Source organism: Streptomyces sp. NBC_01244 (assembly GCF_035987325.1).
GTDB lineage: Bacteria > Actinomycetota > Actinomycetes > Streptomycetales > Streptomycetaceae > Streptomyces.
This window is the reverse complement of record NZ_CP108488.1, coordinates 3,124,384-3,135,533: the sequence shown is the minus strand read 5'-3', so window position 1 is coordinate 3,135,533 and position 11,150 is coordinate 3,124,384. Positions and strand designations below refer to the sequence as shown.

Annotated in this window: 9 protein-coding genes; 1 reads left to right on the top strand and 8 read right to left on the bottom strand. The window is 73.6% G+C overall.

The window, feature by feature from the left end:
- Positions 1 to 189: 189 nt before the first annotated feature.
- Positions 190 to 540 (bottom strand): DUF6193 family natural product biosynthesis protein, encoded by a 351-nt coding sequence (locus OG247_RS13875; RefSeq protein WP_327252541.1) that lies wholly within the window; start codon positions 538 to 540, stop codon positions 190 to 192.
- Positions 541 to 697: 157 nt separating this feature from the next.
- Positions 698 to 1,942, bottom strand: coding sequence for a cytochrome P450 (locus tag OG247_RS13870; protein WP_327252540.1), 1,245 nt, complete (start codon positions 1,940 to 1,942; stop codon positions 698 to 700).
- Between the two features lie 282 nt (positions 1,943 to 2,224).
- On the opposite strand from OG247_RS13870, the gene OG247_RS13865 reads away from it, so the two are divergent.
- Positions 2,225 to 3,394 (top strand): steroid 3-ketoacyl-CoA thiolase, encoded by a 1,170-nt coding sequence (locus OG247_RS13865; RefSeq protein WP_266877343.1) that lies wholly within the window; start codon positions 2,225 to 2,227, stop codon positions 3,392 to 3,394.
- A 164-nt stretch (positions 3,395 to 3,558) separates the two neighbouring features.
- On the opposite strand, the gene OG247_RS13860 is transcribed toward OG247_RS13865, so the two are convergent.
- The 6 genes from OG247_RS13860 to OG247_RS13835 form a co-directional block, all read right to left on the bottom strand.
- Positions 3,559 to 3,963 carry a transglycosylase SLT domain-containing protein gene (locus OG247_RS13860; protein WP_327250571.1) on the bottom strand — a complete coding sequence of 135 codons (405 nt, stop codon included), beginning with the start codon at positions 3,961 to 3,963 and terminating at the stop codon, positions 3,559 to 3,561.
- 345 nt (positions 3,964 to 4,308) lie between these two features.
- The gene (locus tag OG247_RS13855; RefSeq protein WP_327252539.1) at positions 4,309 to 5,268 is read right to left on the bottom strand and encodes an ECF transporter S component; all 960 of its coding nucleotides are present in this window, start codon (positions 5,266 to 5,268) and stop codon (positions 4,309 to 4,311) included.
- The gene (locus OG247_RS13850; RefSeq protein WP_327252538.1) at positions 5,265 to 7,622 is read right to left on the bottom strand and encodes an ATP-binding cassette domain-containing protein; all 2,358 of its coding nucleotides are present in this window, start codon (positions 7,620 to 7,622) and stop codon (positions 5,265 to 5,267) included. The genes OG247_RS13855 and OG247_RS13850 overlap by 4 nt, the downstream gene beginning before the upstream one ends.
- Before the next feature lie 6 nt (positions 7,623 to 7,628).
- The gene (locus OG247_RS13845; protein WP_327252537.1) at positions 7,629 to 8,948 is read right to left on the bottom strand and encodes an energy-coupling factor transporter transmembrane component T; all 1,320 of its coding nucleotides are present in this window, start codon (positions 8,946 to 8,948) and stop codon (positions 7,629 to 7,631) included.
- Positions 8,945 to 9,607, bottom strand: coding sequence for an SCO2322 family protein (locus OG247_RS13840; RefSeq protein ID WP_327252536.1), 663 nt, complete (start codon positions 9,605 to 9,607; stop codon positions 8,945 to 8,947). Before OG247_RS13840 ends, OG247_RS13845 begins: the two co-directional genes overlap by 4 nt.
- Complete coding sequence (locus OG247_RS13835; protein WP_327252535.1) at positions 9,607 to 10,869, bottom strand: prenyltransferase/squalene oxidase repeat-containing protein; 1,263 nt, start codon at positions 10,867 to 10,869, stop codon at positions 9,607 to 9,609. The genes OG247_RS13840 and OG247_RS13835 overlap by 1 nt, the downstream gene beginning before the upstream one ends.
- Positions 10,870 to 11,150: the final 281 nt, after the last annotated feature.

The window sequence follows — 11,150 nt, the reverse complement described above, 5'->3', positions numbered from 1 at the left end:
GACCCGTTCGGGCTGCGCCCCGGGCCCCCTGGGGGCTGCACCCCAACGCCTCGGGGCTGCGCTCCGGGCCTGCTCGGGCTGCGCCCTAACCCCCTCGGGGCTGCGCCCTAACCCCCGGGGCTGCGCCTAAGCCCCGGACCCGCCTTGGGGCTGTGCCGCCCGACCCGCCGAGTGGCTTCGGGGTGGGGGCTATTGCTGCGGGAGGTGGGCGACTACCAGGGCTATTGCTGCGCGGGCCGTGTCCGCTTCGCCGAGGACGGTGGTTTGGCGGGGGCCGCGGACGCGGAAGCGGCCGTCGGGGAGGGGTTCCACGGCCGGGGCGGTCACGGCGAAGGGGTGGCCGGCGGAGGCGCTGAACCACAGGGTGAAGTGGCTGGTGTACGGGTACAGCCGGCGCAGTTCCGGCTCCTCGCGGGCGGCCTCGATGAGGGCCAGGACCCCCTGGCTCATGGGCTCGGAACCGCCGCCGAGATCGACCATCCGCTGCCACGTCGTGGGCAGCCGCTGCCACCGTCTCGCGCTCGGGTCATCGAGGTTCATCCGGGCAGTCTGGGTCCGGTTCGGCGCCAAGGCAATGATCTCGCAGGCGGCGAGACGGTAACGACCGGCGACCGGCCGGTAACAACCGAGGGGCGGAGCCGAGGGACGGCAGGGGCCGTGCGTGGGAGGTGGGGCCCCTGCCGTCCTGGATCACGGGTCAGCCGTGGCTGACCCGCAGTTCCTTGATGCCGTTCAGCCAGGCCGCGCGCAGCCGGCGCGGGCCCTCCCCGGCGAGGCGCAGGTCGGGCAGGGCGTCGGCCAGGGCGTTGAACATCAGGTCGATCTCCATGATGGCCAGCGACTTGCCGAGGCAGAAGTGCGGGCCGCCGCCGCCGAAGCCCAGGTGCGGGTTCGGGTCGCGGGTGATGTCGAAGACGTCGGGGTTCTCGAAGACCTCGGGGTCGTGGTTGGCGGAGGAGTAGAACATGCCGACGCGGTCGCCGGCCTTGATCTTCTGGCCGCCCAGTTCGGTGTCCTGGGTGGCGGTGCGCTGGAAGGACACCACGGGGGTGGCCCAGCGGACGATCTCCTCGGCGGCGGTGGAGGGCCGGGTGCGCTTGTAGAGCTCCCACTGGTCGGGGTGGGTCAGGAAGGCGTGCATGCCGTGGCTGATGGCGTTGCGGGTGGTCTCGTTGCCCGCCACCGCAAGGAGGAGGACGAAGAAGCCGAACTCGTCGGAGCCCAGGTTGCCCTGGCCCTCGGCGGCCACGAGCTGCGTGACGATGTCCTTGGCCGGACACTCCTTGCGCTCCGCGGCCAGGTTCATCGAGTAGCCGATGATCTCCGCCGCGGCGTTGCCGCCGACCTCGGCGGTGATCGCGTACTCGGGGTCGTCGTAGGCGATCATCTTGTTCGACCAGTCGAAGATCCGGGACCGGTCCTCCTGCGGTACGCCGATCAGCTCGGCGATGGCCTGCAGCGGGAGCTCGCACGCCACTTGGGTGACGAAGTCGAAGCTGCCGTCGGCCGAGGCTTCGAGGGCCTCCGCGACGATCTTGCGGGCCCGGTCGCGCAGGGCGTCCTCCAGCCCGCGGATGGCCCGCGGGGTGAAGCCGCGCTGCACGATCTGGCGTACGCGGGTGTGTTCCGGCGGATCCATGTTCAACATGATCAATCGCTGGGCATCTATCGCATCGCGCTGGATGTGTTCGTTGAAGCGGATGATCGCCGTGTTCGTCGTGGAGGAGAACAACTCCGGGTGCGTGGAGATGTACTTGACGTCCGCGTGCCGGGTGACGGCCCAGTACCCCTCGTCGTCGAAGCCGGTGATGCCCCGCGGCTGCGGGCACCACCACACGGGTGCGGTCTGCCGCAGTTGCGCGAACTCGGGGTAGGGCACCCGGTCTTGGAGTACGTCAGGGTCGGTGGCATCGAAGCCTTCGGGCAGTGCGGGGCAGGTCATCGGGCGGCTCCAAAGTCTGACGGCCCATCAGAAGTTGGCTTGAAGGTAGTAACGAGTTCTAGAAGTGACAAGGGGCCCCGCGCCAACTGTTGCGTGTGGAATCCGTGTAAGCCGCGTGCAAGACCCTTGCGTACCGGGTGTTCTGGTCATAAGACTGCGGGGAGAACTAGAACGCGTACTAGTTCGGGTGGGGCGCCGGGACGGCCCACCCGTCAGCTGAGGCGCGCTAGCCGATGCGCGCTGCGCGCTGTGCGCTACGCAGGAGCAGGAGAGGACGAGCTCATGGCCGCGGAACCCGTCATCGTCGAAGCCGTACGCACCCCCATCGGCAAGCGCGGGGGCGCGCTCGCCAACCTTCACCCCGCCTACCTTCTCGGCGAGACCTACCGCGAGCTCCTCGCCCGCACCGGCATCCAGCCCGACTGCGTGGAGCAGATCGTCGGCGGCACCGTCACCCACGCCGGCGAGCAGTCGATGAACCCGGCCCGCAACGCCTGGCTGGCCATGGGCCTCCCGTACGAGACCGCCGCGACCACCGTGGACTGTCAGTGCGGCAGCTCCCAGCAGGCCAACCACATGGTCGCCAACATGATCTCGGGCGGGGTCATGGACATCGGCATCGCCTGCGGGGTCGAGGCCATGAGCCGCGTGCCGCTGGGGTCGGGATCGAAGCACGGACCCGGCAAGCCCTTCCCGGACGAGTGGAACGTCGATCTCCCCAACCAGTTCGAGGCCGCCGAGCGCATCGCCCGCCACCGGGGCCTGACCCGCGAGGACGTGGACAAGCTGGGGGTCCTGTCCCAGCAGCGGGCCGCCGCCGCGTGGGCCGAGGAGCGGTTCAAGCGCGAGACCTTCGCCGTCCAGGTGCCCACCACGGAGGCCGAGCAGGCCGCGGGGCAGGGCATGTGGCGGCTGGTCGACCGGGACGAGGGCCTGCGCGACACCTCCATGGAGGCGCTCGCCCGACTCAAGCCGGTCATGCCGACGGCCGTGCACACCGCCGGGAACTCCTCGCAGATATCCGACGGCGCCGCCGCCGTGATGTGGGCCTCGCGCAAGATGGCCCGCGCGCTCAAGCTGCGGCCGCGCGCCCGGATCGTCGCCCAGACCCTGGTCGGCTCCGACCCGCACTTCCACCTGGACGGGCCGATCGACGCGACGCGGGCGGTGCTCGGCAAGGCCGGCATGTCCCTCAAGGACATCGACCTCGTCGAGATCAACGAGGCCTTCGCCTCCGTCGTCCTCAGCTGGGCCCAGGTCTTCGACCAGGACCTGGAGAAGGTCAACGTCAACGGCGGCGGCATCGCGCTCGGCCACCCCGTGGGCGCGACCGGGGCCCGCCTGATCACCACCGCGCTCCACGAGCTGGAGCGCCGGGACAAGGAGTTCGCGCTGATCACCATGTGTGCGGGTGGCGCGCTGGCGACCGGCACCATCATCCAGCGGCTGTAGCACCTGCTGCGCCGCCTTTGGACCCTGTGGGATGGGATCGCGAAGGCCCCGGAGGCCGGACCTGGGGAGGTCGGCCGCCGGGGCCTTCGCATGTGCTGCGCGGGTGGCGTGCAGTACCGCTCGGGTGCTGCCGAGGTACCGCTTCGTCTGCTGCCGCTGGTGGCTTAGTACCAGTGGTGGTTCTGCCAGAACGTCCAGGCGCCTGCGGGGCTGCCGTAGCGGGAGTTCATGTAGTCCAGGCCCCACTTGATCTGGGTGGCCGGGTTGGTCTTCCAGTCCGAGCCCGCCGAGGCCATCTTCGAGGCCGGCAGGGCCTGGACCAGGCCGTAGGCGCCCGAGGAGGAGTTCGTGGCGGTGTGGTTCCAGCCGCTCTCCCTCGAGACGATGTTGTTGAACGCCGCGAACTGCGCCGGGTCCTTGATCATCTGCTGGGCGATCGCCTTGGCGCTCATCGGGGCGGCCTGCGCGGGAACGGCGGCCAGCATGGAGCCGGCGACACCCAGGGCGAGGACGGAACCCACGAGGGTCTTCTTCGAAGCGGCGATGCGGCGGATGACTGCGTTGGACACGGACGGACCTTTCGACGGGGGCAAGGACGGTCGCAGACGTGCATGGGCCACTCACGTGAAAGAGAGGGGTTCATCGGCGGGAGCGGGAGAACCGGGGTGAACCCGGGGGATCTCCGTCCGCCCTGCGACTCATCCAGTTCTACGGGGGTAGAGCGCGCCTGGCAACGACCCCTCTTACTAGTGGCCCTCGCAGCCGGGGCGCAACGGCCCCTCTCGGGGCGGGTGGGCATCACCGCTGGTGGGGGGCCGTGTGCGGGGGTGGGCGCGGGCCATTCAAGGACTACTATCCCGGTTCGTATGTGACCTAGGTCCTGTGGGGCGGGTCACCGGCGGACGGTCCGGATCTTACGCTCCGTGGCTGCCCGTATGCCTTTCAGGGGAAGGTTTGGGGGGATTCGTGACCCGCGGATCGAAGGCCACGGGCGCGTCGAACGCCGCTTTCCGGGTCGCCCGCCGCAACGCCTTCAGCAGGGTCGCGCCGAGCGTGAGGGTGAGTACGACGGTCAGCGCGGCCCGGCCCAGGTCCCAGCCCATCGAGGTAGCCAGGCAGTACAAGAGGAAGCGCGCGAGGTTCGCCGGGACCGGCTCCCCGGGGTGGAAGGAGATGCCCTGGTCCATGCTCTGAATGATCACCCAGCCCTGAAGGTTCATGATCGTGCCGTACGCGAACGAGCCGAGGAACCCGTACAGCGCGAGCATCGCCAGCTCGGCCCGCCCGCGGATCCGGTCCGGCCCAGGCAGTAGCCCGGCGCCCAGCGAGAACCAGCCCATGGCCAGCATCTGGAACGGCATCCACGGCCCGACTCCGCCCGTGAGTAGGGCCGACGCGAACATCGTGACCGCGCCCAGGACGAAGCCGAAGCCCGGGCCGAGGACGCGGCCGCTCAGCACCATCAGGAAGAACATGGGCTCCAGCCCGGCCGTACCGGCGCCGAGGGGGCGCAGTGCGGCCCCGACCGCGGCCAGTACGCCGAGCATGGCGACGGCCTTGGCGTCCATTCCGTCGTCGGTGATGGTCGCGACGACCACCCCGACGAGGAGCGGGAGCAGGGCCGCGAAGAGCCAGGGGGCGTCCTGGGCGTGCGCGAAGCCGGACTGGCGGTCGGCGAGGAGCGGCCAGCCGAAGGCGGCGAGACCGATCAGGGTGACGAGGACCAGGGCGGCGGCGGCGCGGGGGCCGATGCGGAGGGGGCGGGAACGGGGGTGGGAGGCCTGGGCGGCCGGGGCGGACGGGGTGGGAGCCGGGGTGGGGGTGGCCGGGGTGGGGGTGGCCGGGGTCGGGGTGGCCGGGGTCGGGGTGGTCATGAGTCCGCCCGGGCGGAGAGGGCCGCCGCGACCTGGGAGACCGTGAGCCAGTGGCCCGGGGCCAGGATCTTGGCCACCTGCGGGGCGAAGGCGGGGGAGGAGACGACGACCTCGGCGGTCGGGCCGTCCGCGACGATCTCGCCGCCGGCCAGGATCACCACGCGGTGGGCCAGTTCTGCGGCGAGCTCCACGTCGTGGGTGGCCAGGATGATGGCGTGGCCCTCGGCGGCGAGCCCGCGCAGGATCTCCACGAGGCGGGCCTTGGCGGCGTAGTCCAGCCCGCGCGTCGGCTCGTCGAGGAGCAGCAGGGCCGGTCGGCCGGTCAGGACCAGCGCCAGGGCGAGGGCCAGGCGCTGGCCCTCGGAGAGGTCGCGCGGGTGGGTGTCGTCGGGGACGTCGGGCAGCAGCGCGGCGACGAGGGCACGGCAGGTGCCGGGCGCCTGGCCGGCGTCGTGGTCGGCGGCGGTGCACTCGGCCGCGACGGTGTCGGCGTAGAGGAGGTCGCGGGGCTCCTGGGGGACCAGGCCGACGCGGGTCACCATCTCGGGGGGCGGCGTGCGGTGGGGGGTGCGGCCGCTCACCGTCACCTGGCCGGTGGTGGGCTCCAGCGTGCCGATGAGGGTGGCGAGGAGGGTGGACTTTCCTGCGCCGTTGCGGCCCATCAGGGCGATGGTCTCGCCGTGCGACACGGTGAGGGTGATGTCGCGGAGGACTTCGGCGCGGCCGCGGCGGAGGGAGACGGCCGTGACCGTGGCCGGGGTGGCCCCCGGCGCCCTGCTCGCCCCGGTCGGGGCCGGCTGAGGGGTGCGGAGGCCGCGGTGGCGCAGCCGGGCGAGCAGGCCGGGGCGGCGTGCGGGGCCGGTGTCGGAGCGGGGGCCCTGCGGGCGGCCGTCCCCTACCCACCCTTCGCCCGTTCCCCGGGGCTGCGCCCCGGACCCCTTGCGGGGCTGCGCCCCGGACCCGGCCGGAGGCTGCGCCCCGGTACCGGTGAGGGGGCCTGCTCCGGGCGCGTCCTCGGGCTGCGCTCCGGCCTCAGCCGAAGGCTGCGCCCCGGACCCGGCCTGGGGCTGTGCACCAGACCCGGTACGGGGGCCCGTGCCGGGGGCCGCGTGGGACTGCGCCCCGGCCTCGGCCGGCGGGTGCGCCCCGGTCCAGACCACGGGCTCCGCCTCGGCACCGGCATGGGGCTCCGCCCCGGACCCCGTTCCGGGCGCGGCCGGGGGCTGCGCTCCGGTCTCAGCCGGAGGCTGCGCCCCGGACCCGGCCTGGGGCTGTGCCCCGGCCCAGACCACGGGCTCCGCACCGGCACCGGCATGGGGCTCCGCCCCGGGCCCCGTTCCGGGCGCGGCCTGGGGCTGCGCCCCGGCCTCAGCCGGCGGCTGCGCTCCGGCCCAGACCACGGGCTCCGCACCGGCACCGGCATGGGGCTCCGCACCGGACCCGTTGCGGGGGGCCGTTCCGGGCGCGGCCAAGGGCTCCGCCCTCGTGCCCGCCCCCGGCCCGGGCCCCGCCCCGGGGGATGTCCGGGGTGGGGTGGTGGTGGACAGGCGGGTGAGGAGGGGGGTGGCTTGGCGGCGGGCGTCGCGGATGGAGAGGGGGAGGGGGGACCAGTGTGCGAGGCGGCCCAGGGCTACCACCGGGGGGTGGACCGGGGAGATGGCCATGATGTCGGAGGGGGTGCCCAGGACGGGGGGTGCGCCCGGGTTGGGGAGGAGCAGGACGCGGTCGGCGTACTGGACGACCCGTTCCAGGCGGTGTTCCGCCATCAGGACGGTCGTGCCCAGGTCGTGGACCAGGCGTTGCAGGACGGCCAGGACCTCTTCCGCCGCCGCCGGGTCGAGGGCCGATGTCGGCTCGTCCAGGACCAGGACGCGGGGGTGCGGGGTCAGGACCGAACCGATGGCCACCCGCTGCTGCTGGCCTCCCGACAGGGTGGCGATGGGGCGGTCGCGGAGGTCGTTCAGGCCGAGGAGGTCGAGGGTCTCCTCGACGCGGCGGCGCATGACGGAGGGCGGCAGACCCAGGGACTCCATGCCGTAGGCGAGCTCGTCCTCGACGACGTCCGTCACGAAGTGGGCCAGCGGGTCCTGGCCGACCGTTCCCACCACGTCCGCGAGCTCCCGCGGCTTGTGCGTGCGCGTGTCGCGGCCCGCGACCGTGACCCGGCCCTTCAGGGTGCCCCCGGTGAAGTGCGGGACCAGGCCCGAGACCGCGCCGAGCAGGGTGGACTTGCCGACGCCGGAGGGGCCGACCAGGAGGGTCAGCTCGCCTTCCGGGAGCGTGAAATCGGCGTGCGCGAGGGAGGGGGCGGCCGCGCCCTCGTACGTCACCGATACGTCTTCGAAGTGGATCACGGGGGCCTATGCCTCCTTCGGTAGTGGGGCCACCAGCGCCGGGAGGAGGCCGATCAGGATCGCCGCGGCCGGCCAGAGCGGGAGGGTCGGGACGACGAGGGGGACGACGCCGGGGCGCAGGGCCTCCGGGTCCAGGGACGCGGCCCGGATCAGCAGCGCCGCCACCGCCGCGCCCGACCCGGCGACCAGCCAGGCCCGTACGCCCCACCGGTCCGGCCGGTACCGGGTCCGGATCGACCGGCGGCCGCCGAGCCGCAGCCCGGCCAGGGCCAGGAGGAGGGAGAAGAGGAGGAGGGTGAGGCCGTATCCGGCGCCCTCCGCCGCCAGCAGCCCGTACGTGCCGGCGCAGATGCCGAGCAGCCCGCCGAGGGTGAGCACGTTGGTGGTGTGCCGGACGGCGGCGGGAACGTGTGCGGTGCGACCGTAGCCGCGGGCGTCCATCGAGGCGGCGATGGCCACCGAGCGTTCCAGCGCGCCCTCCAGCACCGGCAGGCCGATCTGGAGGATCGCCTTGATCCCGCCGGTGGGGCGGCCGCGCAGGCGACGGGCCGTACGCAGGCGCACCACGTCCGCGACCATGTTCGGCGCGAAGGTCATCGCGACGACCACGGCGACGCCGACCTCGTACAGGGCCGCGGGCAGGGACTTCAGCAGCCGCGCCGGATTCGCGAGAGCATTGGCGGCGCCGACGCAGATCAGGAGCGTGGCCAGCTTCGCACCGTCGTAGAAGGCGAAGACGAGCTGCTCGGCGGTGACCCGGCCACCGAGCCGGATGCCCCGCGTCCAGTCCGGGAGCGGGACCTCCGGGAGGGTGAAGAGGGTGTGCACGCCGGGGATGGGGGAGCCGAGCAGCATGGAGAAGACGAGGCGCAGGCCGATGACGAAGAGCCCGAGCTTGACGAACGCCCCGTAGGAACGCGCCCAGGGGGCATCGGTACGGCGGGCCGCGACCACGTACCCGGCGACGCCGACGATCAGGCCGAGGAGGAGCGGGTTGGTGGTGCGGGAGGCGGCGGTGGCGAGCCCGAGGGCCCAGAGCCACCAGGCACCCGCGTGCAGGGCGTTGCCACGCGTGGCCTCGGGGGCCTGCCATTTCTTCTTGTACGTCGGCACGTGCTGGGTGCCGGTTGCCCTGTCGGGGGCGTCCGGGTGGGTCGGGGTGAGGACGTCGCCCGCCGCTCCGTGGGGCGTGCGCCCGGCCTGCGGCCGGGCGGGGTTCCCACCCGCACCACCCGTGCGGGTCGACGGGCGGGTGCGGGTGGCCCTGGTGGGTGGCAGATCGCCGTCGGCGCCCGCCCCGCCGTTCTCCTTGGGGCCGCCCGTCATCGGGTGCGGCGGCGGCGGGACTGCCAGAAGGCGGCTGCGCCCAGGGCGGCCACCGCCGCGAGGCCCGCGAGGAGGCCCGCCGACGGGCCCCCGCTGTCGGAGTCGGCGGCGGGCTCGTCCGCTGCGGGAGCGGCCGCGGTGTCCGCGATGGGTTCGCCGCAGCCCTGCTTCGGGTAGCCCGAGATGGCGCACAGCAGCGCCGCGCTGTTGTAGCGCAGCGGCTTGGCCACCTCGGCCAGTGCTTCGGCCGTCGTGGCGTCCGGGCCGACCTGCGCGCACGCCGTACGCGGAGCCTCCTGCGGCGGGGTCTCGCCCGCCTGGGCTTCGGCGGGCGTGCCGAAGTCGATGACCAGGGCGATCCGCTTCTTGCCCGCCACCGGGGCGGTGGCCGAGCAGATGGCCGCGAAGTCGGCGTCCGCGCGCGGCGGGGCGGCCTGATCGGCGGCGTCCTTGCTCACCACGAAGTGGAAGCCCTGCACGGAGCCGTCCGCCGGGCGCAGCGAGGAGGGGCCCTGGGTGGCGTACGCCCACGTGCCGCCCGCGCCGTCCCAGAACGACCAGTAGCGGTAGGTCGAGGCCAGGGCGGGGGAGGCGGCCAGCACCGTCAGGATGACACCGAGGACGAAGACCGGCAGAGCCGGACGGCTGCGGCGGCGCATCAGAGCTGGTTCCGCTTCCGGCGGCCGCTCAGCACGATGCCGATGCCCATGCCGGCCGCGGCGCCCGCGAGGATCATCCACCAGACGTTGCTGCCGGAGTCCTTCTCCTTCTTCTCGTCCTTCTTCTCCGCCGGCTGGTCGGACGCCTTCGCGGAGGCGCTCTGCGGCGCCGGGCCCGTCGCGTTCAGCGCCGCGACCAGGTCGGTGCCGCCGAAGGCCTTCGGGTCGGTGCCCGTCGCGTGCGCGGCAAGGACCAGGGTGCCCAGGGCGGCCGGGCTGCCCTTGGACCATTCGGCGGAGTTGGTCTTCAGCCACTCCAGGGCGCCCGCCGCGGACTGCTTGTGTCCGGCCGCGGCCAGGGCGATCACCGCGTCGGCGGTGTTGCCGGTGTCCGGGGTCGGCTGGTCGGCGCCCGGGGTGAGGGCCGTGAGGTGGCCGTCCTTCTTCAGGGCCTCGGCCAGGTATCCGGCCGCGCCCTGGGCCGCCGCCGCCGGGTCACCGGCGGTCGCCGGGCAGGCGAGCGCGGCCGCGGGGGTGTCCGTAGGAGAGGAGGAGGGGGAGAGGAGCGCGCCCTTGCCGAGGCCCGCCAGTACGGCGGCGGCCGTCGCGTCGGCGTTGGCGGGGAGCTTGCCGTCGGCCGTCGGCTGGTAGGCGAAGGCACCCCGGTCGGCGGCCGGCTCGGCCGAGCAGCCGAGCTGGAAGGCGAGCAGCCCCTCGTACGCGGACTTGCCGGTCTTGGACTTGACCTCGGCCGGCTTCTCGCCCGCCGCCGCCAGCGCGCTGATCACCACGGAGGTGGAGCTGGCCTCGCTCGGGGAGCCGGGGACGTAGGCCCAGCCGCCGTCCGCGTTCTGGACGGACTTCAGCCAGTCCACGCCCTTCTTCACCGCCGCGTCCTGGCCGCCGAGCGCCTTCAGCGCCTGCACGGCCACGGCGGTGGCGTTCGTGTCGAGCATCGTCTTCGCGTCGCACGCGGCTGCCGTGTCCGCGCGGAAGGAGGCGTAGCCGCCGTCGGCGCACTGCTGGCCGACGAGCCAGTCCACGGCCGCCTGTGCGGGCTTCACGCCGACCGTGTGCTGGGCGAGCAGCGCGAAGGACTGCCGCCACACCCCGTCGTACGTCGGGTCGTTCTTGCCGTAGAGCCCGGAGGGGATGACGGGCGCCGGGGACGGCGTGGCGACATCGGCGAGGGCCGCGGGGGCCGTGCCCACGCAGAGCACGGCGGAGACGGCGAGCGTGGCGGCGCTGCGGCGGACGTTCATGGCGGGGCGGGTGCCTCTCGTGCTGGGGACCCGGAGGCAGGCAGCACAGCGGCGGGGGCTGGCACCGGGCTCCGGCTCCGTTTACCTCGACGGTGCCGGCCGCCGGAGGACCCGGCGGCACGAGCCGCGCACCTCCGGCACGGGGCAATCCGGCTCCCCGCCCCGGTGCTGCCGGGGAGGGTCACGGTTGCGGGTCAGCGCCGGATTCGCACCGGCTTCCCCCCGTACGGAAGTGTGGACGACGCCCATACTCTACCGGCCCGTAGCTCCGGTACCGGGTG